General features: G+C 60.2%; 19 protein-coding genes and 3 tRNA genes. 8 read left to right on the forward strand and 14 right to left on the reverse strand.

What is annotated here, in order from left to right:
- Positions 1-96 precede the first annotated feature (96 nt).
- The 5 genes from carB to gloB form a co-directional block, all read right to left on the reverse strand.
- The gene (gene carB, locus AX768_RS10565) at positions 97-3,351 is read right to left on the reverse strand and encodes a carbamoyl-phosphate synthase large subunit (protein ID WP_061999916.1); all 3,255 of its coding nucleotides are present in this window, start codon (positions 3,349-3,351) and stop codon (positions 97-99) included.
- A gap of 77 nt (positions 3,352-3,428) precedes the next feature.
- Entirely contained in the window at positions 3,429-4,568 is a 1,140-nt protein-coding gene (carA, locus tag AX768_RS10570) for a glutamine-hydrolyzing carbamoyl-phosphate synthase small subunit (protein ID WP_061999917.1), read from the reverse strand.
- Positions 4,569-4,934: 366 nt separating this feature from the next.
- The gene (locus tag AX768_RS10575; protein ID WP_061999918.1) at positions 4,935-6,170 is read right to left on the reverse strand and encodes an MFS transporter; all 1,236 of its coding nucleotides are present in this window, start codon (positions 6,168-6,170) and stop codon (positions 4,935-4,937) included.
- A gap of 109 nt (positions 6,171-6,279) precedes the next feature.
- The gene (locus AX768_RS10580; RefSeq protein WP_062000929.1) at positions 6,280-7,923 is read right to left on the reverse strand and encodes a transglycosylase SLT domain-containing protein; all 1,644 of its coding nucleotides are present in this window, start codon (positions 7,921-7,923) and stop codon (positions 6,280-6,282) included.
- A 157-nt stretch (positions 7,924-8,080) separates the two neighbouring features.
- The gene (gloB, locus tag AX768_RS10585) at positions 8,081-8,884 is read right to left on the reverse strand and encodes a hydroxyacylglutathione hydrolase (RefSeq protein ID WP_061999919.1); all 804 of its coding nucleotides are present in this window, start codon (positions 8,882-8,884) and stop codon (positions 8,081-8,083) included.
- Between the two features lie 18 nt (positions 8,885-8,902).
- Here gloB and AX768_RS10590 point away from each other — a divergent pair, with 18 nt between their 5' ends.
- The 5 genes from AX768_RS10590 to AX768_RS10610 all read left to right on the forward strand — a co-directional run bounded on the left by AX768_RS10590 (position 8,903) and on the right by AX768_RS10610 (position 11,812).
- Entirely contained in the window at positions 8,903-9,748 is an 846-nt protein-coding gene (locus tag AX768_RS10590) for a class I SAM-dependent methyltransferase (protein ID WP_056354262.1), read from the forward strand.
- Positions 9,748-10,206, forward strand: a complete 459-nt coding sequence (gene rnhA / locus AX768_RS10595; protein ID WP_061999920.1) for a ribonuclease HI — start codon at positions 9,748-9,750, stop codon at positions 10,204-10,206. The genes AX768_RS10590 and rnhA overlap by 1 nt, the downstream gene beginning before the upstream one ends.
- A 12-nt stretch (positions 10,207-10,218) precedes the next feature.
- Positions 10,219-10,956, forward strand: a complete 738-nt coding sequence (dnaQ, locus tag AX768_RS10600) for a DNA polymerase III subunit epsilon (RefSeq protein ID WP_061999921.1) — start codon at positions 10,219-10,221, stop codon at positions 10,954-10,956.
- Between the two features lie 78 nt (positions 10,957-11,034).
- A tRNA-Val gene (locus tag AX768_RS10605) sits at positions 11,035-11,109 on the forward strand.
- A gap of 373 nt (positions 11,110-11,482) precedes the next feature.
- The gene (locus tag AX768_RS10610; RefSeq protein WP_082778881.1) at positions 11,483-11,812 is read left to right on the forward strand and encodes a hypothetical protein; all 330 of its coding nucleotides are present in this window, start codon (positions 11,483-11,485) and stop codon (positions 11,810-11,812) included.
- Positions 11,813-11,815: 3 nt separating this feature from the next.
- Here the strand turns inward: AX768_RS10610 and AX768_RS10615 are convergent, their stop codons facing one another.
- From AX768_RS10615 to AX768_RS10630, 4 genes are all read right to left on the reverse strand, one after another.
- On the reverse strand, positions 11,816-13,438 hold the full coding sequence (locus AX768_RS10615) for a tetratricopeptide repeat protein (RefSeq protein WP_082778802.1): 1,623 nt from the start codon (positions 13,436-13,438) through the stop codon (positions 11,816-11,818).
- Between the two features lie 462 nt (positions 13,439-13,900).
- Positions 13,901-14,374, reverse strand: coding sequence for a DUF2214 family protein (locus AX768_RS10620; protein WP_061999923.1), 474 nt, complete (start codon positions 14,372-14,374; stop codon positions 13,901-13,903).
- A gap of 47 nt (positions 14,375-14,421) precedes the next feature.
- A complete protein-coding gene (locus AX768_RS10625) occupies positions 14,422-15,243 on the reverse strand; it encodes a hypothetical protein (protein ID WP_062000930.1) in 822 nt (273 codons plus the stop codon).
- A gap of 287 nt (positions 15,244-15,530) precedes the next feature.
- Entirely contained in the window at positions 15,531-16,595 is a 1,065-nt protein-coding gene (locus tag AX768_RS10630) for a glycosyltransferase family 4 protein (protein ID WP_061999924.1), read from the reverse strand.
- Between the two features lie 688 nt (positions 16,596-17,283).
- Here AX768_RS10630 and AX768_RS10640 point away from each other — a divergent pair.
- Complete coding sequence (locus AX768_RS10640) at positions 17,284-18,450, forward strand: IS256 family transposase (RefSeq protein ID WP_061999926.1); 1,167 nt, start codon at positions 17,284-17,286, stop codon at positions 18,448-18,450.
- A 525-nt stretch (positions 18,451-18,975) separates the two neighbouring features.
- Positions 18,976-20,814, forward strand: coding sequence for an ABC transporter ATP-binding protein (locus tag AX768_RS10645; protein ID WP_061999927.1), 1,839 nt, complete (start codon positions 18,976-18,978; stop codon positions 20,812-20,814).
- Between the two features lie 62 nt (positions 20,815-20,876).
- Here AX768_RS10645 and otsA read toward each other — a convergent pair whose 3' ends face one another.
- A complete protein-coding gene (gene otsA, locus AX768_RS10650) occupies positions 20,877-22,256 on the reverse strand; it encodes an alpha,alpha-trehalose-phosphate synthase (UDP-forming) (RefSeq protein WP_061999928.1) in 1,380 nt (459 codons plus the stop codon).
- Positions 22,253-23,005, reverse strand: coding sequence for a trehalose-phosphatase (otsB, locus tag AX768_RS10655; protein ID WP_061999929.1), 753 nt, complete (start codon positions 23,003-23,005; stop codon positions 22,253-22,255). The genes otsA and otsB overlap by 4 nt, the downstream gene beginning before the upstream one ends.
- 397 nt (positions 23,006-23,402) lie before the next feature.
- Between otsB and AX768_RS10660 the strand changes: the two genes are divergently transcribed.
- On the forward strand, positions 23,403-24,029 hold the full coding sequence (locus AX768_RS10660) for an SCO family protein (protein WP_062000931.1): 627 nt from the start codon (positions 23,403-23,405) through the stop codon (positions 24,027-24,029).
- Here AX768_RS10660 and AX768_RS10665 read toward each other — a convergent pair.
- From AX768_RS10665 to AX768_RS10675, 3 genes are all read right to left on the reverse strand, one after another.
- Positions 24,026-24,520, reverse strand: coding sequence for a GNAT family N-acetyltransferase (locus AX768_RS10665; protein WP_061999930.1), 495 nt, complete (start codon positions 24,518-24,520; stop codon positions 24,026-24,028). The genes AX768_RS10660 and AX768_RS10665 overlap by 4 nt on opposite strands.
- Positions 24,521-24,618: 98 nt before the next feature.
- Positions 24,619-24,692: transfer RNA gene (locus AX768_RS10670), tRNA-Cys, on the reverse strand.
- Between the two features lie 104 nt (positions 24,693-24,796).
- Positions 24,797-24,872: transfer RNA gene (locus AX768_RS10675), tRNA-Gly, on the reverse strand.
- Positions 24,873-24,902: the final 30 nt, after the last annotated feature.

The following is a 24,902-nucleotide window of genomic DNA, read 5'->3' on the forward strand; positions in this document are numbered from 1 at the left end:
TCCCGGTAAATATGGGAGACGCCGCTTAACCGCGGCCCTTGATACTTAGACTTCATATGGAGACTGCTGATACTGCTGAGACTCGAATCTGAAGCCTTAGTTTAGGCGAGCATGCAGTCCTTGTAAATCATAGACTTCCAGGTCCTTCAGATATCGGAGGCCTTCGACCGCCGCACGGGCGCCGGACATGGTCGTGTAGTACGTGACCTTGTTCGCTTGCGCGCTCATGCGGATCGAGCGGGAATCGGCGATTGCGGCGCGCGTTTCATCCACGGTCGTGAAAACCAGCGCAATTTCACCATTTTTGATCATGTCCACGATGTGCGGACGGCCATCTTTCACCTTGTTCACGACCTTGACCGGAACGCCCGCCGCTTCGATAGCCGCAGCCGTGCCCTTGGTTGCGACAATCGGATAGCCGAGTTCGTGCAGCATGGTCGCGACTTCCACGGCCTTTTGCTTGTCGGCGTCCATTACGGTCAGGAGAACCGTGCCGCTTTCCGGCAAGCGCGATCCGGCCGCAAGTTGCGACTTGAAGAGCGCCTCGCCGAATGTGCGGCCCACGCCCATGACTTCACCCGTCGAACGCATTTCAGGTCCGAGGACCGGATCGACCGCCGGGAATTTCACGAACGGAAACACCGCTTCCTTGACGCTGAAATACGGCGGGATCACTTCCTTCGTGATGCCTTGCGCCGACAGCTTCTGGCCGACCATCGCGCGAGCGGCGATTTTCGCCAGCGGCAAACCCGTCGCCTTCGATACATACGGCACCGTGCGCGAAGCACGCGGATTCACTTCGAGCACGTAGATCACGTCCTGCTTCGTGCCGTCTTCACGCGGCACTTGCTGGATCGCGAACTGCACGTTCATCAGGCCGACCACGTTCAGCGCACGCGCCATGGCGCCGGTCTGGCGCTTGAGTTCATCGATGGTTTCCTGCGACAGCGAATACGGCGGCAGCGAGCAAGCCGAGTCGCCGGAATGCACGCCCGCCTGTTCGATATGCTCCATTACGCCGCCAATGAACACCGCCTCGCCATCCGAGATGCAGTCCACATCGCATTCGATGGCGTCGTTCAGGAAACGGTCGAGCAGCACCGGCGAATCGTGCGACACCTTCACGGCTTCGCGCATGTAGCGTTCGAGATCGCGCGGCTCGTGGACGATTTCCATCGCGCGACCGCCAAGCACGTACGACGGGCGCACGACCAGCGGATAGCCGATTTCCTCGGCGAGACGCAGTGCTTCGTCTTCGGCGCGCGCCGTACGGTTCGGCGGCTGGCGCAGGTTCAGGTCCTGCAACAGCTTCTGAAAACGCTCGCGGTCTTCGGCGGCATCGATCATGTCCGGCGATGTTCCGACAATCGGTACACCGTTCGCTTCGAGGTCCAGCGCGAGCTTCAACGGCGTCTGGCCGCCATACTGCACGATCACGCCAACCGGCTTTTCCAGCTCCACGATTTCAAGCACGTCTTCGAGCGTCAGCGATTCGAAGTACAGGCGATCGGACGTGTCGTAGTCGGTGGAAACGGTCTCTGGATTGCAGTTGACCATGATGGTTTCATAGCCGTCTTCGCGCATCGCCAAAGCTGCGTGCACGCAGCAATAATCGAATTCGATGCCCTGCCCGATCCGGTTCGGACCGCCGCCCAGGACCATGATCTTCTTTTTATCCGTCGGATTCGCTTCGCACTCGTCCTCGTAGGTCGAGTACATGTAAGCGGTCTTCGTCGCGAATTCGGCGGCGCATGTGTCCACGCGCTTGTAAACCGGACGCACCTTCAATGCGTGACGATGTTTGCGCACGGCCGTCTGATCGGAGCCCAGCAACTTCGCCAGGCGGCGATCCGAGAACCCGCTCTGCTTCAGGTACAGCATTTCGTCCCTGGTCAGGCTGTCGACGGTACGGCCGCCAAGCGCCTTTTCCTTCTGGATGATTTGCTCGATCTGCGCGAGGAACCACGGATCGATCGACGTCTCTTCGAAGATTTCCTGAGCAGTCAGCCCGAGACGGAACGCGTCGCCCAGGAACCAGATCCGGTCCGGACCCGGCTCGCCGATCTCACGAATCACTTCGTCGCGGCTGGCGGTCTTTTCGTCGAGTCCGTCGACACCCACTTCCAGACCGCGCAACGCCTTCTGGAACGATTCCTGGAACGTGCGGCCAATTGCCATCACTTCGCCGACCGACTTCATTTGCGTTGTCAGGCGTGCATCGGCTTCGCGGAATTTTTCGAACGCGAAACGCGGGATCTTGGTCACCACATAGTCGATGGTCGGTTCGAACGATGCCGGCGTCTGACCGCCCGTGATCTCGTTCTTCAGCTCGTCGAGCGTGTAGCCGACGGCCAACTTCGCGGCGACCTTGGCAATCGGGAAACCTGTCGCCTTCGATGCCAGCGCCGACGAACGCGACACACGCGGGTTCATCTCGATCACGACCATGCGGCCGTCTTTCGGGTTGATCGCGAACTGCACGTTCGAGCCGCCCGTGTCCACGCCGATCTCGCGCAGCACCGCGAGCGATGCGTTGCGCAGGATCTGGTATTCCTTGTCGGTGAGCGTTTGCGCCGGCGCGACCGTGATGGAGTCGCCGGTATGCACGCCCATCGGGTCCAGGTTTTCGATCGAGCAGACAATGATGCAGTTGTCCTTGGTATCGCGGACGACTTCCATCTCGAACTCTTTCCAGCCGAGCAGCGACTCTTCGATCAACAATTCGCGCGTGGGCGACAGGTCCAGCCCGCGACGGCAAATCTCCTCGAACTCTTCCTTGTTATAGGCAATGCCGCCGCCCGATCCGCCCAGCGTGAACGAAGGACGAATCACAGTGGGGTAGCCGCCGCTGCCCGTCTGCGCAGCGATCTCCGCCTGCACCTGCAGCGCCTCTTCCATCGAATGCGCAATGCCCGACTTGGCCGAACCCAGGCCAATCTTCGTCATCGCTTCCTTGAACTTCTGCCGGTCTTCGGCTTTGTCGATGGCTTCCGGCGACGCGCCGATCAACTCGACCTTGTACTTTTCCAGCACGCCGTGATGGAACAGATCCAGCGCGCAATTCAGCGCGGTTTGTCCGCCCATGGTCGGGAGGATGGCGTCGGGGCGTTCTTTATCGATGATGCGCTCGACCACTTCCCACGTGATCGGCTCGATATACGTCACGTCGGCCGTATTCGGGTCGGTCATGATCGTCGCGGGATTGCTGTTGACGAGAATGACCTTGTAGCCTTCCTCGCGCAGCGCCTTGCACGCCTGCGCGCCCGAATAATCGAACTCGCACGCCTGGCCGATGATGATCGGTCCCGCGCCGATGATGAGGATGCTCTTGATGTCTGTCCGCTTCGGCATAACTGCTCTCAATGATTGTGTTGCGTGTTCTGTTTTGTCGCTGCGTCAACCCAACTGCGTCGATTCAAATGCGTCGATCAAGCCGCGACTTTCTGCGCTTCCATCAGGCCGACAAAGCGGTCGAACAAGTACGCAATATCGTTCGGTCCCGGCGATGCCTCCGGATGTCCCTGGAAGCAGAATGCGGGCTTGTCGGTGAGCGCGAAGCCCTGCAGCGTGCCGTCGAACAGCGACGTGTGCGTGACCTTTGCGTTGGCGGGGAGCGTGGATGCATCGACTGCAAAACCGTGGTTCTGCGACGTGATCACCACGCGGCCGTTTTCGAGGTCCTTCACCGGATGATTCGCGCCGTGATGGCCCGTCTTCATCTTCATGGTCCTGGCGCCGACGGCGAGACCCATGATCTGGTGACCCAGGCAAATGCCGAACGTAGGAATGCCGCGCTCGATGAATTCACGCGTTGCGCGAATCGCGTAGTCGCACGGCTCTGGATCGCCGGGGCCGTTCGAGAGGAAGATGCCGTCGGGGTTCAGCGCGAGCGCGTCGGCGGCGGTGGCTTCAGCCGGCAGCACGGTGACGTGGCAACCACGCTCCGCGAGCATGCGCAGGATGTTGTACTTCACGCCGTAGTCGAACGCGACCACTCGGTATTGCGGCGCTTTCTGCTCGCCGTAACCGCTTTCCAGCTTCCATTCGGATTGCGTCCACTCGTACTTCTCTTTCGTGGAGACGACTTTTGCGAGATCCATGCCCGACAAACCCGGAAACGAGCGCGCGAGTTCGAGCGCTTTGACTTCGTCGTCACCAGCAAGAATGCAACCGTTTTGCGCACCCTTGTCACGCAGGATGCGCGTGAGCTTGCGAGTATCGATATTGGAAATCGCGACGACGTTTTCGGCTTTCAGATAATCGGCAAGCGATTGTTCGGAACGAAAATTCGATGCGAGCACCGGCAGATCGCGGATGATCAAACCGGCGGCATGGACTTTGGTGGATTCGACATCTTCAGCGTTCACGCCGACATTGCCGATATGCGGGTACGTCAGCGTGACGATTTGCTGGGCGTAGCTCGGATCAGTCAGGATTTCCTGATAGCCGGTGATAGCGGTGTTGAACACCACTTCGCCGATCGTGTGACCGGACGCGCCGATCGAGTGACCACGAAAGACCGTGCCGTCGGCGAGTGCGAGGATTGCGGGAGAGAATGACGGCAACACGGGAGGCTCCTTGGGAACACCCTGTTGCCGACCTGTCATCCGACCGTGGGATCGCGCGCGGCCTTGTACGTGGCGCGTGCAGACCCGCATCGCGTTTCAAGGCGTTGGCGCATCACTCGCCTTTTTCTGCCGATGCACCTTCAGTCTGAAGAAGGGCGGATCGTGCGTCAGGCGGGTTGCGCGCATCGGGCCTTGAGCGCGGCGGATGAACGGTGAGTGGGAGGTAGGCGCTAGGGTGTAGGTTGATTTGCTCAAACCTTCGAATTATAGCCCGAAATAGCCCTTCCCTCCAAATTTGAGACGTGCCGCACGCAAGACGCGTTCCAGGCTCGGAGCTGCAAACCACGCCCGGCGGCCTTCTCCGACTCAGGAGACCACGCCCCCGCGCTTTTCAAGAACGCTGCTTGGCAGCACGTACCAGATCGCGCTTGCGATCTGCATCCCGATCAACACGCCCCATGCGCTCAAGTGCGCGGCGACCGGATAGTGACCCGCTTGCACGGGCCAGTGCGAGAGCATCGCGCCAATGCCGACCTGAAGGCCGAAGATCAGGATGAACAGGACCAGCGTCAGCGTGCTGTGCGCGCGGCCGATCATGTGTGTCGGGAAATATTCAGCCATCACGGCGTAGCTCAGGATGCCCGTGCCGCCGAAAATGCCATAACACGCAATCAGCAACGCGGGAGGGATTGGCGCGCGCATGAACATCAGTACCTGCACGAGCACGAACAGCCCCATGCCGAAGCCGCAAAACGCGTAAACCGTGATGCCGCGCTTCGCCAGACTGCGCGCCGCCGCGCCGAAACTGACGCAGCCGATCATCATCGCAATACCGAGCACCGATACCAGCACAGCCGCATAGTGGGCGCTGAGGCCCATGACATCGAGCAGATAAGGCCGGATCCAGAGCGACTGCATGGCGTAGAAAACGCCCTGCGTCACCACCGAAAACGATGCGATCTTCCAGAACGCGCCGCTGCGCAAGATATGCCACGTGCCCTTGAACTGGGTGAGCATGTCCGCTTTTCGATGTCCGTCATCACGGTGTTCAGGTGCAAACAGGAAGATCGCTGCGGCCACGGCGAGCGTCATCACGACGAGACCCAAGCAGATGTGACGCCAGTCGGTCACGCCCAGCGTCCAGGCGAGCGGCGAGCCGACCACCACGCCGCCAAGACCGCCGACTGCCATGACAAAGCCGTTGACCATCGGCAATTGCGCAACGGGAAGGATCTGGGCGAGCGCCTTGAACGCCGCGCTCATGCACACGGACACGCCCACGCCGATCAAAAGGCGCCCTAGCATCATCCCGCCGATACCCCGCGCTGCGCCAAACACGCCGATCCCGAGAGCCGCGAACAGCAGCATGCCGGCGGTGACACGGCGCGGCCCAAACCGGTCGAGCAACATGCCCACGGGAATCTGCGCGGCCGCGAAGCCGAGAAAATACAGCGATGTCAGCAAGCCGAGATCGGCGCCTGACAGCCCCAGATCGTGTGTGATGTACGGCGCGAAGCCCAGGTTCACGCCGCGGAACACGTACGAGACGAAGTAACCGGCCGAGAACAGGAAAAACACGCGAAGACGAACGGATGACGTCATGTGCAGCGCAGGGCTTTTTGGAATTGAAGCGGAAGTTTAACTTGCCGGCCCAAATGGAAACGCCGTCACCTTGGTGACGGCGTGGATTCTTGACCGCGTGGACAACGTATTATTTCTTCTTTTTCTCTACGGTCTTCGTACTTTTCGATACCGCCACTGCCGGCCTGCCTTTCGCAGGCGCGCTGGCTTTCTCGGCGACACGCGTTACCTTGACCGGCGCCGCGCCTGCCTTGCCGTTGCGCGCGCTGACGCCCTTCGACTGCGGCGCGTGCGTGCCGATCTTCGACACACCGCCCCTCGTCCGGCTTGTCGCGCTCACCGTTTCCATGCGAACCGGACCGGGTTCAGCCGGCACCGCACGGCCGACCGGCACATGCAGCACGATCAACTGGCCCGGCAGGACCGTATCGCGATGCGTCCGGTTCCAGCCCTTCAGTTGACCGACCGACACGTTGTATCGATCGGCGAACGTGGACATGGACTGCGCGCGGCGGACGCGAATCAGCATCTTGCGGGTGTCGGGGACGTCGGGTTCGACGGCGAGCATCGCGCTTTCGGCGACGTCGGCGCTGATGTCCTCGTCGTCGTCATCGCCGCGCGGCACCACGATGGTCGATCCCGCCTTCAGCCGCATGCCGGCCGGAATGCGGTTCACGGACATCAGCGTATCGGGGTCCACGCCGATCTTTTGCGCGATCATTGCAGGCGTCGCGCGTTCGCTCACCGTATAAGTGGTCCACGACGACAACGCGCCTGAATACGTCTTCAGGTTTTTCTGGAAGGTGTTGGCGTTATCGAACGGAAGCAGGATTTGCGGGTTGGTCGCGCCCAGGATCACCGGCTTCGCAAACGACGGATTCAGCGAACGGAACTCTTCCACGGTCATGCCGGCGAGCCGGGCGGCCATGGTCACATCGATATCGCGCGCCGTGGTCACGGTCACGAAATACGGATGGTTCGGGATATCAGGCAACGTGAGCCCGTACATCTGCGGATTCGCGATGATGTTCTTCACGGCCTGCAGCTTCGGCACGTAGTTCCGCGTCTCGTTCGGCATGCGCAGGCTTTGATAGTCCGTCGGCAAGCCGAGCGCTTCGTTCTTCGCAATCGCGCGCTGGACGCTGCCCTCGCCCCAGTTGTACGCGGCGAGCGCCAGATGCCAGTCGCCGAACATGTCGTGGAGCCGTGACAAATAGTCGAGCGCTGCACTGGTGGATGCCAGCACGTCGCGCCGTTCATCCTGAAACATGTTCTGCTTCAGGTTGTAGTCGCGGCCGGTGCCCGGCACGAACTGCCACATGCCGGCGGCTTTTGCCACGGAAAGCGCCTGCGGGTTATAAGCCGACTCGATGAACGGCAGCAACGCGAGTTCGGTCGGCATGTGCCGCTGCTCGAGTTCCTCGACAATGTGATACAGATATTTCTGTGACCGCCCGGTCATGCGCTCGACGTAATCGGGGCGCTGCGCGTACCAGTTCACCTGCATGTCGACCAGGTCGCTTTGCAGATCGGGAATCTGGAAACCACGGCGGATACGGCCCCACAAGTCACCGTCAGGTCCGGAAAGCGAATCGACGGACGTCTTGTCGACGTTGATCGTTTCCTTGGCGGCAGAGGTCTTGCGGATGGTGTCAGCTACGGCTTGCTGCTTCTCGGCGGAAGGGAGTGAAGATAGGGAGTTGGTCGCTGTCGGCCCCTGGCTGGCACATGCAGCCAAAGTCAGGACGAGTAGCGCACTAAAAATCAATCGCATGAACGTCTCGGATTCCAAAAAATGTGCTTGGAAATTTGGACCCGATAGTACGGAACCGCACGCATCACGTCAATATAAATGCAAAAAACGCAGCAAAATCCGGGACCTGCAAAGCATTTCAACGTTTCAGATGAAGATAACCGCAGCGGATTGCGGGTTAGCGAAATTTGTCTTTCCAGCCGCGCATTAGCGTGAAGGCATCGAGTCGGTCGCGCACCGGACGCTCGAACTGGGCGGCGAGCGTGGCTTGTACGTCTTCATTGTCAACACGCAGGAAAGGATTGGCCTGGCGTTCGTGCGAAAGTGTGGTGGGAATGGTCGGCTCATTGCGCGCGCGCAGGCTGTGCGCGTCCTTGTCCCACGCCACAAGTGCCGCATTGTCAGGGTCCGCCGCGCGTGCAAAACGGATGTTCGACAGCGTATATTCGTGCGCGCAGTGAACGAGCGTTGCGTCCGGAAGTGCGGCAAGGGCGTCGAGGGAAGCCAGCATTTGCTGCGGCGTGCCCTCGAAAAGCCGGCCGCAACCGCTTGCAAAAAGTGTGTCGCCGCAAAAGAGATGCGGCGTGTCTTGCGGGTCTGCCGCCTGGAAATAAGCGATGTGGCCGGCGGTGTGGCCGGGCACGTCGATAACCGAGCATTCCAGCGCCGGACTCGCGATACTTACAATATCGCCCTGCTTCACGCGCCGCGTCAGATGGTCGATCGCCTCGCTGGCCGGGCCGATCACGCGGATTTCACCATCGGCCGGTCGGCTAACGAGCAATTTTGCGACGCCGCCGACGTGGTCGTGATGATGGTGCGTGAGTAAAATAGCAGTCAGCCGCCAACCGCGTTTCGTCAGATAGGCTTCAACAGGCGCGGCTTCGCCCGGATCGACAACGACGGCATCTTGTCCGTCGGAAATCACCCAGATGTAGTTGTCTTCAAACGCCGGAACCGGCACGTACTCAAGCGTTTTCATAAGGCGACTCACCCGAACATGTCAGAGCGAACGATTATAGACTGGCCCGCCTGGACCGTTTCTGCGCCCGGCCGCTACGTGCTCGACTGGGAGCAGGCGCAGCTCGACCGCGTGGTATCGGATATTTTCGGCTATCACGCCCTGCAACTGGGCCTGCCCGGGCTCGACGCGCTGCGGGAGAATCGCATGCCGTATCGCGGCCTCGTGCTCGATACCGCCAGCGCCGCGAGCGCGCCTTTCACACTGCCGCCCGCCATTTCCGCCGATGCACGGCCGGGCGTGACCGCGCTGCCATCGGCGAGCCGCGGTTTGCACGCGCCCTCGGGCCGCAGCGCCGTATGGTGCGACCTGCTGGACTTGCCGTTCGAGGCGCAGAGCGTGGATCTGCTCGTGATGCCGCATACGCTTGAATTCACGAGTGATCCGCACAGGCTGTTGCGCGAGGCCGAACGCGTGCTGATGCCCGAGGGCCAGTTGATCATTCTCGGCTTCAATTCGCTCAGTTTGTGGGGCGCGCGGCAATCGCTCGGCAAGGTCGCCGGCAGGCCGTTCGTGCCGTCGGCGCATGAAATGATCGCGTTCACGCGGATCAAGGACTGGATCAAGTTGCTTGGATTCGATCTTGAACGCGGGCGCTTCGGCTGCTATCGTCCGCCGCTGCTGACTGATCAGTGGCTTGCGCGCTATCAGTTCATGGAAGCCGCAGGTGACCGCTGGTGGCCCATTTTTGGCGCGGCCTACATGATCACCGCCATCAAGCGCGTGCGCGGCATGCGCCTGATCGGGCCTCGCAAGCTGAAAAAACCCGCCCTCGCACCGGGCCTGGCCCCGGTGGCCACGCCGCACACACGCAACGAGCATTGATGACCTTAAACTCCACAGACAAAGTAATCGATATCTACACGGACGGTGCCTGCAAGGGCAATCCCGGCCCGGGCGGCTGGGGCGCGCTGTTGTGCTTCGGCGACCAGGAAAAGGAGTTGTTCGGCGGCGAGACGCCGACGACCAACAACCGCATGGAGCTGATGGGCGTGATTTCGGCGCTCGAGGCACTGAAGCGTCCGTGCCGGGTGGTGATCCACACCGATTCGCAATATGTGCAGAAAGGCATCAGCGAATGGATCCACGGCTGGAAAAAGAAGAACTGGATGACGGCAGCGAAAACGCCCGTCAAGAACGCGGATCTTTGGAAACGGCTCGATGCACTCGTGGTCCAGCACCAGATCGAATGGCGCTGGGTGAAAGGCCACGCCGGCCATCCGGAAAATGAACGTGCCGATGCGCTCGCAAATCGCGGCGTGACTTCACTCGCCGAAGGCTAACTTTCTATCTCCATGCGCCAACTCGTACTCGATACCGAAACAACCGGCCTCAACGCCCGCACGGGCGACCGTATTATTGAAATTGGCTGCGTCGAGCTTGTGAATCGACGGCTAACCGGTAACAACCTGCACTTCTACGTGAATCCAGGGCGCGACAGCGATCCGGGCGCGCTCGCGGTGCACGGCCTCACTACGGAATTTCTCAGCGACAAACCCAAGTTCGCGGATATCGCGCATGAGCTGCGCGATTTCGTGGCGGGCGCGGAGCTGATCATCCATAACGCACCGTTCGACGTTGGTTTCATGGACGTCGAGTTCGCCCTTCTCGGCATGCCTTGCGTGAAGGAAGTCTGCGGCGGCGTGATCGACACGTTGGTGAGCGCGAAGCAGATGTTCCCCGGCAAGCGCAATTCGCTCGATGCGTTGTGCGACCGGTTTGGCATCAGCAACGCGCACCGGACGCTGCATGGCGCCCTGCTCGACTCGGAGTTGCTCGCGGAAGTTTATCTGGCGATGACGCGCGGTCAGGAAAGCCTCGTCATCGACATGCTTGGCGAAATGCCGACGTCCGGGCCGGGTCATGCGCCGCGTATCGCGCTGGATGATCTGCAGTTGCCGGTGCTGCTCGCATCGGAGGAAGAATTGAGTGCGCATCTCGCCGCACTCGATGACCTGGACAAAGCAGTCAAAGGGACCAGCGTTTGGAGAATCGAAACGGTTGTTGGTGTCGAGGTTTCGGCGGCGCCTTGAAACGGGACCCGAATTATTGAAGCGCCGGAAGATTCTCTTTACGAAACGGCGAAGCTCTGACATAATCCAAAGCTCTTCGGGTGGTTAGCTCAGCGGTAGAGCACTGCCTTCACACGGCAGGGGTCACAGGTTCAATCCCTGTACCACCCACCAGGATTTCGCGGTTGAATTTGCATCGCGTAGAAAAGGCCCTCAGGCGAAAGCTTGAGGGCCTTTTTTATTCGCGCACCTGCTTTGCATCGCTCACGCCGCATCACGCTGATGCCATCCCCACAATCAGACTTCGATGCCGGCCCGCCACTCATTGACCGATCTCAAAGTGCGGCTCGGAATTGTCCCATCGCGTTTCAGATTGCGCCGATATCCACCCTACCTTATTAAATTTACACTCGCTGATTCAATTTGATTTTGAAAATCAACGCGGCTCGCGTCGCAGATAAAGCATTTTTTTCAAGATGCCAGATTGAATCAGGTTAATAAAACAATTGTTCATCAAACTGGACAAACTAACTCGATGAGGTTTCAAGTGGACTCCAACGACTCAGTCAACAAATTCATGGGCGGCCTGTTCTTTGGTGCTCTCGTAACCACCGTCATAGCGTTGGCAATAGGATTTCTCGTCGATTCGTTTTCAATTTTCGCTCGATTACACTCGCTGCATCAAATCCTTGTTTCGGCAGTCGTCGCCGCACTTACGCTGATAACACGTCCCGTGTTATTAAAAACCGTCTGGAGCAGCCGACGCGACCCGTTTCTCCTCGACCAAGACGTCACCGCGATTATTCAAGGAAGAGCCTTGGGAATTGTTTTTGGAATCATTATGGCAATCCTTATCCAAAACTATGTTATCGGCTGAAAATCACATATTCAAATCGAGTTGAATACTGACTGGTTCCTTGCCGACTTGAAGACGTCCGCTCCCCGGAGCATGTAAGAGGCCATTATCGAGCGCAAGTTGCTGTTGCAAGGCCGTAGCGATCTGCGTCAGCACCTCGTCCCAGTCGCCCTTCTGCCGCTGGTTGAACAGACGCACGGTGGGATACCACGGGCTGTCATCCCGATTACGCAACCAGCGCCAGCAACCGGCAAAACGGTTGAGCAGCCATACCGGCTTGCCCATCGCTGCGGCCAGATGCGCCACCGACGTATCGACGGCAATCACCAGGTCGAGATTCTCGATCAAGGCAGCGGTGTCCGCAAAGTCTGTGATGTCATCCATCCAGTCGATCAGCCTCGCCTTGCTGGCGACGTCTGCGCGCTTCGAAGGGTTATCGGATTTTTGCAGGCTGACCCAGCGGATGCCGGGCATTGCGAGCAGCGGCGCGAATTGGGCAGGTGCCAAGCTGCGCCATTTATCTTCGATCATGCCCGAATGGCCGCCTGCCCAGACCACACCGACGCGCGGCAATCCGGGCTCAGGTAACGCAGCGAGCCTGGCACTCCATGAAGCCGCGCGTGCGGGATCGGCAAAGAGATAAGGTATCGCGGCCGGGATGTTGTCGAGACAGGTGCCGAACGCCATGGGCAACGACATCATGGGGCAGTACAAGTCCCAGTGGTCGAGGTCGGGAAGTCCATAGTCAAGCATGACAAGGCCCGGCCAGCGCGGACAGAGCGACTCTACAAACACGCGGCGCAAGGCGGGAGGGCAAATGAAGCCGACCTGCGAAAAGCGCTCCAGCGCCAAAGGCAGGTAGCGGACAAACTGCAGACTATCGCCGTTACCTTGCTCCGGAACGACCAGCAGACGTACTCCGCGTTCGGGGGAATATTCTGCGTGAAAGCCCAGCTCCGGACGTTCACCCCGCCATTGCGGGAGTGAAACTCGCGGGCGTGCGTCTGTCGACAGGCTTCCATCCGCCTGGACGAAATTAGCCCAGCGATCTTCGTAATGGCGCCACCCTTCGTCGTAACGTCCGGTTGCCAACAGGACCGTTGCAAGATGACCGCGCGCACTGAGAAAATCCGGTGCCAGCTCGATGGCCCGCCGGAAAAGCCGCTCGGCGTCCTCCAAGGCGTCCAGATCCGCTGAAACAAGGGCAAGGTTGGCGAGCACCTGCACGTTGTCCGGTTCGAGCGCGAGCAGCTTGCGATAGCTGATGGCCGCGTCGTCGACAAACCCTTGCAGGAACAGTGCTCCCGCTTCGCAGAAGCGCATCTCGATCGAGTCGGATTGGAGAGCGAGACCTTGCTTGGCTGTTTGCAGCGCACTGGCGTAAGCCCTCGAGTCGAGTTGAATGTCACACAGCGTGGTGTAGAAATCCGGATGAGGATTGATTTCCAACGCGCGCTCGATCCACCTTTGCGCTGCTTCTAACTGGTCGGAATCGCGCGCCAGCAGCCCGCGCAAATAAAGGGCGCCGGCACGCCCTGAATCCTGCTCGAGGATTCTATCGACGGCAGCTTGCGCCTTGACGATATCACCGCTTCGGCGCGCTTCGGCGGCCTGGTCATACAATGTTTCAATCTCGTCCAGTGGCATGCGCGAGAGGACGGGGGTGTTGCAAGAAGTGGTATGCATACTCGGAGAAATCGGCTATGCGCGCCTGCTGGACAACCGCAGCGTACGGCGGGTTTTTTTTGATACGGTGTCCTGATTGTCAGAGGCGGTTCGCTCGGTTCTGGCAGACGCCGAGAATTCCAGATGATCTCACCGCATCACGCTGCCGACCTCAGCGCGGTCATATTTCGACGCATGGCTACCATGGGCTGAATCTTCCAGGCCAAGAGTCAGGGCTTTTCGATCGAAAGGTCGATGTAGTCGGCGATCGAGCCAAGCATGACAGCCGGACTACACACAGCCTGCAAGTGTATCGGCTTCTTCAGGCGATAGAACGGCAAAACACGTGACTTTGTGTCGCAAAGAATCTGCCGAAACGGGATAAAACTCATCGTCCGCGCGATAGCTTAGCTTCAGGCACATCGGATATGGCGCGTACGCAACCTACCCCGCCCAAATCCCTCGCGCCATTCCCGTTGCCGCGATCACCATCACGATGATCAAGCCACCCTCGGCGTCGCTTATCGCGGCGAACCTGCGTGCCTTCCCAAGATCGATTGGCGTGCCACGGCCGACGGCCAAGCGCCATTTGATCAATGCGATCATTGGCGAGATTTCAATCAGAAGGATCAGTACGAGCGCCGTCATCTTCAGGTGGAAAAGCGGCTCGTGCAAATAATAAGCACTGCCTTTTTCGAAACCGCCGAACGCGCGCACGGCGCCCGTCACCAGCAGGATGAGCGCAGTGATGCCCCAGATGTTATCGGCGCGGAAAACCTGTTTGAGGCGCGTGGAATTGGCGCCGGTTGAATTAGCGGGATCGAGCTGGCGTAACGCTCTTGCCCGGCCGAAGACCGCCGCGAGCGCGAATCCAAACGCCAGCAAATGAATGGCTGCGAGACACCAGCGAGCGAGCATGCGGTCCCCTCCCAGTAGGTACGGCCAGAGAGCTCACGTCAAGCTCGCTAGCCGAGGCTTTGACCCAACTGACCCAGCGACGCTTCGAGCGCCCGCGCCGCTTTCCGGTCACCTTCGCTGCCGAGCGATGTGCGGAACACGGTCTTGCGATTATGTCCGGCTGCTGCGGGCGAATTCCACAGCAATTCCATCTTGGCGCGGGCTCTGCGTCCAAACAAACCGCGCTTGGCCGGAGCCGCGGCGGCCACGGTCTCGGATGTCCTGAAACTCTCGGGCCACTTCACCGATAACTCCCGCGCATCGTACTGACCGAGCTTGCGGCTTTCCGCCCAGACCACCGCGGTGCGGGTGGCGTTATCGATGGAAATAGCGTACCGGCCAATTGCAAAGCGCCGCGCCGCGAAGTTCGAACGCCAGAGCGCGCGCGGGCGGCAAATCCACAGCACCACGGCATAAAGCGCGGGCGCGACGAGCAGCCAGCCGTTGGTCTCCGCGAGGGCGTGGACAGCGTTCTTCCAGCCGGCAGTCCACGTAAAAAAGCCGACCGACCAGACCGCAAATACGAAACTCAGCAGCGCAAGAAAACGCAACGCCTGCCGCAACCACTGCGGCAACGGATGCAGCGGCCGTTCAGCACGCGCGCGGGCGCCCGGGAGAAAAAGCAACAGAAATAACAACACGAGGTTGATGCAGGCCCAGGGCGATGAAGTCATCGCACGCATGGATGAGAAATAGCCCATCTGCGACATTGAGAACATCCAGCGCGCGACGAGAACGAGCCCGATCGCCCGCAGCGCGAACACGGTGCCGGCGCCGGCGATAGTCACGGCGGGTGCCCCCCTCGCGCTACTCTGCTTCGTTCTCACCAAAACTTCGCTCCTGTTCACGACTGTCCTCGTCCGCACGTTTCATTTGTTCTGCCAGCGCGCAATTTGATCCTTGCTGGAACTCCACGTTCAACTATCCAGATCCGCCAATTGCGTCTCTTTTTGGCGAATTCAGCACATTATATGGAGAATGTCGAAGCCACCATGAGGCTTGCCCCTCCAAGCCGCCGATAACCCTCCCAGCTTGGCCTTGCAGTGTGTCAAAACAACAACGCCCCATGCGCCTGACGGCGCACGGGGCGTTGTTGGGTGACGCGTAAAAGCGCGTTTTAGCTGGCGTTGACTTCGCGCAGTACGGTGCGGCGCTTCGAGCGCAACAACTCTTCGTACGTCTGGACGTAACGCGCGGCCATCACTTTCGACGAGAAACGCGTTTCAAACGCCTGACGCACCTTGGCGCGCGGCAGCGTATGGAGACGCTTCACGGCGGCGATCGCGCTGAGTTCGTCTTCCACCACAAAACCCGATACGCCGTTTTCGATCACTTCCGGCACCGACCCGCGGTTGAACGCAATCACCGGCGTACCGCACGCCATGGCTTCGATCATCACCAGGCCAAACGGCTCCGGCCAGTCGATCGGAAACAGCAGCGCGTGGGCGTTGCCGAGAAATTCGGTCTTTTGCTGCTCGTTGATTTCACCGATGTATTCGACGTGCGGCAGCGCGAACAGCGGCTTGATCTGCTCTTCGTAATAAGCACGGTCGGCGTTATCGATTTTTGCAGCAATCTTGATCTTCATGCCCGCTGCGCCGGCAATGCGGATCGCCCGGTCAACGCGCTTTTCCGGCGAGATACGGCCGAGGAACGCGAGATAACCCGGCTGCACGTTGGGGACCGGCGTCAGCAGGTTTTCCGGCAGCCCGTGATACACCGTCGAGAGCCAGTTGGCTTGCGGCAACGGCTGGCGCTGGTTGTCCGAGATCGAGACGACCGGCGCTTCATTGAACGTACTGAAGATCGGCTGCAGTTCCGGCAGGTCGAGACGGCCGTGCATGGTCGTCAGGAAAGGCACCGGCTGGCGCGAGAACAGCGAGAACGGGTAATAGTCGATGTGAAAATGCAGCACATCGAATTCATCGGCACGGCGGCGCACTTCTTCCAGCAGCAGCATGTGCGGCGCCATCGTGTCGCGGATGGTCGGGTCGAGGCGCAGCGCCTGCGGCCAGAACGCTTCGAGCTTTGCCGACGTTTGCGAATCACCGCTCGCGAACAGCGTGACGTCGTGACCGGCTTCAACGAGGGCTTCGGTCAGATAGGACACCACGCGCTCCGTGCCGCCATAGAACTTCGGGGGGACGGCTTCGTGGAGAGGCGCGATTTGAGCGATTCGCATGTCAAAAACTCCTAATAATGTCAGGCAAATTGATGCGCTTGGCATCGGTCATGTTAATCAAGCGAATCGCCCACCCGGGCTCGGCGCGATGCTGGTTCTCCAGCGGAATGGCCGAAAGCACGAGAAAAAATCGCGATGCTTCGCTGTTGCTTGGGTGTTTCGGGCTTGAGCCCTCCAGCCTTGTTGCTTCGGACGTCTGTTTCGGAGGATGACCCAAAAAAGCAAGATCGGGTCCATCTCGTAAAACTGGCGCACCTAGCGATAAACGCACGACCTGCGGGGCCGTTGACCGGAACCTACAACTACCTGTCAAAAAATCCTAGGGCAAACCCGAACGGAGTATCGCGGTTTTTGCAAAGCTTTCAAGTCGACATTTCAACTTATTTATGTTGTTACAGCGTCGATACACTTTGCAAACCCTTGTTTTCCAAGGCTGTTCTACATTGTACGAACACGCCGCAGTACTCGATGGCAAAACTTCCGAAAGCGAATCGGTGGTTAGTGCAACATTGTTTCTGTAAATTCGTAGCTGCTGGTGTTGCGTGGCTGTGACGGCCGCCGTGATGAGGGCGCGTAGCGCCCGAAGAGCGGAGGACGGCATAGCCGCGCGGCAAAACGCTCGCAGCGTCATAGTCGCAGGCGATTCCTTCGGAGCATTCTTACTCACTCTGACGAAGGAGTCGACAGCATGGCGCAACGCGTAGAACATCATCCCCTTGAAGACGCTTTTGCAGCGCTTCTGCTCAACGGCCTGGACGGCGCGGGCGAAGCCCTGCGCATCCTGGTCAACGAAGCAAGCAAGATCGAGCGGGCGCAGTATCTCAATGCCCAGTCTCATGAACGAACCGCGGAACGAATCGATTATGCGAACGGCTTCAAACCCAAAACCGTCATGACACGCGTCGGCGAACTGACCTTCAATGTTCCCCAGGTGCGCGGCAGCGGCTTCTACCCCAGCGCGCTCGAAAAAGGAACTCGCACCGAGCAGGCGGTCAATCTCGCGCTGGCCGAAATGTACGTCCAGGGCGTCTCCACCCGCAAGGTCACCGACGTCCTGGTCAAGCTGCTGGGGCCGGAGGTGTCGATCTCCTCGACTCAGGTCAGCCGGGCTGCCGAACAGCTCGACGCGGGTCTTGCAATCTGGCGTGAGCGTCCCCTTGATGAAACGCCTTACGTCTTTCTCGATGCCCGCTATGAGCGTATTCGTGAAGCGGGTCACCTCGTCGATTGCGCCGTGCTCGTCGCCGTCGGCATCACGGCAGGCGGTCATCGTCGGGTCCTGGGCGTGTCGGTTGCCCTGTCCGAAGCTGAAGTTCACTGGCGAGCCTTCCTCGACAGCCTGGTTCGCCGCGGCCTCAAGGGCGTCAAGCTCATCGTCTCCGACGATCATGCCGGTCTTAAGGCTGCCCGTCGCGCGACGCTGCCAAGCGTGCCCTGGCAACGCTGCCAGTTCCATCTGCAGCAGAATGCGCATGCTTACGTTGCTCGTCTCGATCAGCGCAAACCCGTGGCGCTCCGTATCCGGACCATCTTCAATGCCCCGGATCGCGCCGAAGCCCAACGTCTGCTGAAGCAGGCGGTCGAACTCTGGGCCGTCGAAGCGCCTGCGCTCGCTACCTGGGCCGAAGACAATCTGCCTGAAGGGTTTGCCATCTTCGAGCTGCCGCATGCCCATCGGATCCGCCTGCGCACCACCAATGGCCTCGAACGGATCAATCGCGAGCTCAAGCGTCGCACCCGCGTCGCCTCGATCTTCCCGAACGCCCCATCCTGCCTTCGTCTTGTCTCTGCCTTGCTGGCCGAGTGCGACGAAGAGTGGATGAGCGGAAAAATCTATCTCAACATGAACGCCTGATCTCCGCTTCTCGATGGAATCGCCTGAACGCTTTTACAGAAAAAAAGTTGCACAACCAATCGGTGCGGCACGCCAACTCGTGACGCTAGCGCAACTCGCCGTGGTGTCTTTCCATTGATCTTCAAGCGTTTTCGCCCACAGCGGGACCGCAACGTGCTCTTACCCTCCGCAGGAAGTTGCAGGAAGTAACTGGCTGAAGCAGCAGCTATTCGCCCGATGTATGGCGAACGGCGGCAAGTCATCTGCGTGGCGATCCAGGGTGCGGGGCGGCTCATTGGCAGGCATCGAAATCCGTCAAGGCACACCGCTTTCGCTGAATTTGCGTCAGATCTGATGGATAAGTGCCACGGAAAGGACTACGCGAGGGGATTTGGCTCGTTACACTGGCTACAATTCAATAATCGTCGCTGCCCGGCGTTTGTCTGGATTGCTGCTTTGGACGCCCGGAGGACTGCCCGACGCGCCTTGCTTGTGACCACGGCAAGGCACCGCGCTCAACCGCTCTACTCGACCTAAAACGACCAATTGGACCAACTCACCGTTTCTCAGCGTAACGTACACAACGCCAAGCTAGCGAGCTATGCGCATCGCCCGCTCGCGTTCCTGTTTCGTTACATCCGCCGGCACCCTGTCGCTCACACCATCGTACTGGTCAGCGTGCTGGCCGCTGTAGGCTGCGCGCTCGCCTCGCAGTACGCGATCAAGCATCTGATCGATGTGCTCGGCCAGGGCCGCGGTCATCCCGGCCCGCTCTGGGCGGCCTTCATGATCCTGGTCGGCCTGATCGCCGCCGACAACCTTCTGTGGCGGGTCGGCGGCTGGGTCGGCGCGCACGCATTCGTCATTGTCACGGGCGACTTGAGGCGCGATCTGTTCTCCTACCTGAGCGGTCACTCCCCCACCTATTTCTCCGAGAAACAGCCCGGCATGCTCGCGAGCCGTATCACGGCGACATCGAACGCGATCTATACCGCCGAGAACACCATGGCGTGGAACGTGTTGCCGCCGTGCATTGCGGTGATCGGTGCGATTTTCATGATCATCGCCGTAAATCCGCTGATGGCCGGCGGCCTGATGCTCGCGTCCGCGATTCTCGCGTTCGTGCTGTATCGGCTGGCCGGGCGCGGCTCGGCCCGGCATCACACGTTTGCATCGAAAGCGGCGTCGGTCGACGGCGAACTCGTGGACGTCATCGGCAACATGGCGCTCGTGCGTGCGTTCGGCATGACGTTTCGCGAACAAAAGCGCTTCGGTTCGACGGTCAAGGCCGAAATGGTCGCGCGCCAGCAAAGCTTGCTGTACCTGGAGAAGTTGCGCCTTTTCCACGCGGTCGTGACGGCGATCCTGTCCGCCGGACTGCTTGGCTGGGCATTGTGGCTGTGGTCGAAAGGCCAGGCGACGTCCGGTGACATCGTGCTGGTCAGCTCGCTCGGCTTCACCATTCTTCACGGCACGCGAGACCTGGCCGTGGCGCTGGTGGACGTGACGCAGCACGTCGCGCGCCTTTCCGAAGCAGTTCAGACGCTGCTCGAGCCGCACGGCATGCCCGACCGGTCGGACGCGGCTGAACTCGTGCCGCAAGGTGGACGTGTCGACTTTGAGGAAGTGACGTTCGCATATCCGCGCCGCCGTCCTATCCTCGATAAATTCAATCTTCATATCGAGCCGGGTCAGCGCGTCGGGCTGATCGGCAAGTCGGGGGCGGGTAAATCGACGGTGCTCGCCCTGCTGCAGCGCTTCTACGAAGCGCAAGGCGGCGCAATCAAGGTCGACGGACAAGATATCTCACTGATCACCCAGGACAGTCTGCGCATGTCGATTGCGCTCGTACCGCAGGATATTTCGCTGTTCCACCGCACCGTGTACGAAAACCTGGCATATGGGCGGCCCGATGCAACGCGCGAGGAAGTGCTTGCGGCTGCTCGTGAAGCGCGCTGTACCGATTTCATCGAAGCGATGCCTGAAGGGTTCGATACCATCGTTGGCGATCGTGGCGTGAAGTTGTCGGGCGGCCAGCGCCAACGGATCGCCATCGCGCGCGCGATCTTGAAGAACGCACCCATTCTTCTGCTCGATGAAGCCACGTCCGCGCTCGACAGCTCATCGGAAGAAGCGATCCAGCAGGCGCTCGACCGGCTGATGGTCGGCCGCACGGTGATCGCGATTGCGCACCGTTTGTCGACGCTGCAGGGCTTCGACCGGATTATCGTGATGAGCGCGGGCAAGGTGATCGATGACGGTTCGCCGCAGCAATTGCGGGATCGTCCGGGTTTGTATCGGGAATTGTTGTCCAAGCAGCATGGGAAGTTGCCGCCGACCACCATGCCGTCGCAGCAGATTGCGGCGAAGGCCGAACAGACGTAATCAGCCGCTCAGCCAGTTGAAAAGCCGCTTCGGTGCCAATACCGAAGCGGCTTTTTTGCACCTCAAGCCTGCAGGTCGCGCATGAAGTTGTCGCGCCAGACGGAGACGTTGTTCTCGCGGAGCTGCGTGAACATCTCGGCGTGACGAGCCTTGCGTTCGGCCAGCGGCATGGCGAGCGCTGCGGCAAGCGCGTCGGCCATGCCGGCGATATCGAGTGGATTCACAATGAGGGCGCCGTTCAATTCCTGCGCCGCGCCGGCAAACTGCGACAACACCAGCACGCCGGGATCGTCCGGGTCCTGCGCCGCCACGTACTCCTTCGCCACCAGATTCATGCCGTCGCGCAAAGGCGTGACAAAACCGACGTGCGAAGCGTGAAACAGCGCGGCGAGCACAGGCCGCTCATATTGCCGATGGATATACCGGATCGGCGTCCAGTCCAGTTCGGCGTACCGGCCGTTGATGCGCCCCGATTCCGCTTCGAGCTGCAGGCGGATGTCCTTGTACGTGTCCATGTCGGCACGTGTAGGCGGTGCGATCTGTACGAACGACACGTTGTTGCGCTGCGCGGGCTCGCGTTCCAGCAATTTCTCGAACGCACGAAACCGCTCGACGAGACCCTTCGAATAATCCAGCCGGTCCACGCTCATGATCAGCTTGCGGTCACGCAGCGTGGTCTTCACCGTCTGCACTTCGCGCCCGCTTTCGCCGTCCTTGGCGAGCGAGGCGATCTCATCGGGATATACGCCTATCGGGTAAGCACCCGCCCGCAGCGTCTTGCCGAACGCGCTCACCGCGTTCGGCTCGCCCGCGATGCGCGTGACCGTGCCGTTCGCCTCCGTTTCGATGTAATCGCAAAACGCGCGCAGATCCGGCGCGGTCTGGAAACCGAGAAGGTCGTAGGAACACAATGCTTCGGCCAGCACACGATGACGCGGCACGCTCAGCAACACCTGCGCTGCCGGAAACGGGATGTGCAGGAAAAAACCGATGCGGTTAGTCACGCCCTCGTCGCGCAAAGCCTGCGCAAACGGAATCAGGTGATAGTCGTGGACCCAGATGACGTCGTCGGGTCTCAGCAGCGGCGCGAGTTGCTTCGCAAGCCACCGGTTCACGCGGCAATAGCCGTCGAATTCATCGCGATCGAACTGGATCAGATCCGGCCGGTAATGAAACGCCGGCCACAGCGTCGCGTTCGAAAACCCGCGGTAGTACTGGTCGTAATCGCGCTGCGCCAGTCCGATGGTCGCAAACGTCACGCGCCCGCGCTCCTCCAGCTTGATGCCTTCGGGTGGTTCAGCCACCACGTCGCCGCTCCAGCCGAACCACATGCCACCGGTTTCCTTCAACGCGTCGTAGACGCCGACGGCAAGCCCGCCCGCCGCCGGTCCGCCTTCCGAGATCGGCGCAACGCGGTTCGAAACAATGATCAGGCGACTCACGAGCGCAAGCCCTGAATACCGGCTAAGTCTTGCAGCCAATCAATCAAGGCACTGACCGAATCGACGCGCGCATGCGCGAGCGTATCGCCGGCGCCGACCTTGATCGACAGACCGTCGCGCTCGTTCACGACCGCAAAGCCCTTCTCATCCGTCAGGTCGTCGCCGATAAACACCGGCCGGCGTCCCGTGAACGGCGGTTCATCGAGGAAAGCGCGCACCGCGCGGCCTTTATCTACGTCCTTCGGCTTGATCTCGTAGACCATCTTGCCGGGCTGCAGAACGTAGGCGTCGGCGTATTGCGCGACGAGTCGTTCCGTCGCCTCGCGCGCCGCCGGGCCGCGCTCCGGCGCGTTGCGATAATGCAGCGCGAGCGCCGCGCCCTTGATCTCCAGCAGCATGCCGGGATTCGCCTTCATCACGCCTTCGAGCACGTGTTCCATGCGCATCAGGCGTTCGTCGTTGAAACCCACGCGATGCACATCCGCATTCGAGTCCCGGCGCTCCGCGCCATGAAGACCGGCGACGGGGATATCAGGCATCTTCAAAAACGAGTCGATGCTGTCGATACCGCGCCCCGACACGATCGCCACCGCGCCGTTGGTCGCGCGGCGCAGCGCGGTCAGGATCGGCGCCACTGCCGGCGACACGACGACACCGTCAGGCGTGGAAGCCAGTTCGACGAGCGTGCCGTCGAAATCGAAGAAAAAAGCAGTCTCGGCGAGTGGAAGTTTTTCAGGAAGGTTTTGCATCGATATCTGCCTTTTTAGCCGGGAACGGCCGGGAAAGTGTGCGCATGTTAAAGCGCTTGTCGGCCTGTTCGGTACGCCCAAACGGGAACGCCCTTGGGAGAAAGCGGCATGGATGCACTGCATAACGAACGAACACCCGATACCGTGCACTCGAATCTTGCAATTGCTTCGATAAACCCGCGCGCCACGATCCCGTAATGTGCGGCAAATCGCCACGAAAGCGTACGTGGAATCACAGTCTCGCGGCGAAGGCCTCTATTTTGAGATAAAGTCGGCCCCGCATGGCGTCACGAAACATCTTGTGACGAATCAAACGCGGGTTGTCCTGCGTTGTTCGTACATCGGCCGTACGTGGCTGATCTGCCGCCTTGATGTTCCACTTTGTCCGAGTCGCAAAATGCTTTCCTGGTTCCGGTTTCATCGCGCAGGCCGCGTGTCCGCCCTGCTTGCCGCGCTGGTTTTCAGCGCATCCCTCACCGCGTGCTCGCATCACGACGCGGCGCCCTGGAAGCTCGCCGATGTCACCGGCCATCTCCCCGACCTCGACTTCAATCTCACCGACGATACGGGCAAACCCGCCACCGGGCAGTCGTTCGCTGGGAAAACGACGCTGGTTTATTTCGGCTACACGCACTGCCCGGACGTTTGTCCGGAGACCATGGCGCGGCTGATGCAGGTCCTGCAGCAACTCGGCCCCGACGCCAGGAACACGCGTATTGCGTTCATCACCGTCGATCCGGCCCGTGATACCGCCGCCGCGCTGCACGAGTACGTGCGTGCGTTCGACGCGGAACATGCGATCGGCCTGACGGGCACGGACGGGGCAATCGAAGGGCTTGCGAAGCGGTATCGCGTGGCTTACCAGATGGAAAAGCGTGATCCGTCGGGCGCGTACGACGTGACGCACAGCTCGGCCGTCTATATCTTCGATACCCACGGCCACGCGCGTTTGCTCGCGACCGAGACGGATCCCATCGAAAACATCACGACCGATGTACGCCGCGTGATCGATTCGACATCCTAGCGTTTTGGCATTACACGACGCATCCAGATATGCGGGATGTCGTCGTCGAGATGGATATCCGAGATGGGCTCGAAGCCGGAGCTTCCGTAGAAGCGCTGCAGATGAGCTTGCGCGTGCAGACGGGTTGCATGCCCGGGCCATTGCGCTTCGATATGCGTAAGCGTGCGTTCGAGCATCGCCTGACCGAGTCCGATACCGCGAAACGGCGCCCGCGTGAGGACACGGCCGATGCGCACGTCGGCATTCGCCGCGACGCCGGGTTCATCCGGCGGCTGAACGCGCAGGTAACCGGCCAGTTCAGGGTTGGCCTTCTGGCTATGGACAAGCAGATGCCATGCATCGGGATCCTGACCGTCCATATCGGCATACAAGCACTGCTGCTCGATCACGAACACCTCGCTGCGGGCAGCGAGCATGGTGTAGACATCGCGTGCGCCAAGCTCACTGAACGCAGCCCACTGCCATTTGAATTCCGGATTGAGGTCGGTCATGGATTCACCTGAATAAGTTTCGATGCCGAATGAGCCATGTATAGCAAACGCCAAAAGAAAAAGCCCCGACCAAGTCAGGGCTTTTTTCTTTTGAATCCTGGAGGCGCGAGCCGGAGTCGAACCGGCCTAAACGGCTTTGCAGGCCGCTGCATAACCGCTTTGCTATCGCGCCAGAAGCGGGAGCTACATGAAACGTACCGTGCCTGGCAAACCCATCCAAGCAGTACATTGATCCGGGCCACCAAACAAAAAGGGAAGCTTTGCTTCCCCTTTCAATGGAGCGGGAGACGAGGCTCGAACTCGCGACCTCAACCTTGGCAAGGTTGCGCTCTACCAGCTGAGCTACTCCCGCATCTTGCCTTGCAATCTACTGCCAGTCGTC

It is taken from the genome of Burkholderia sp. PAMC 28687 (genome assembly GCF_001577465.1).
Taxonomy (GTDB): Bacteria; Pseudomonadota; Gammaproteobacteria; order Burkholderiales; family Burkholderiaceae; genus Caballeronia.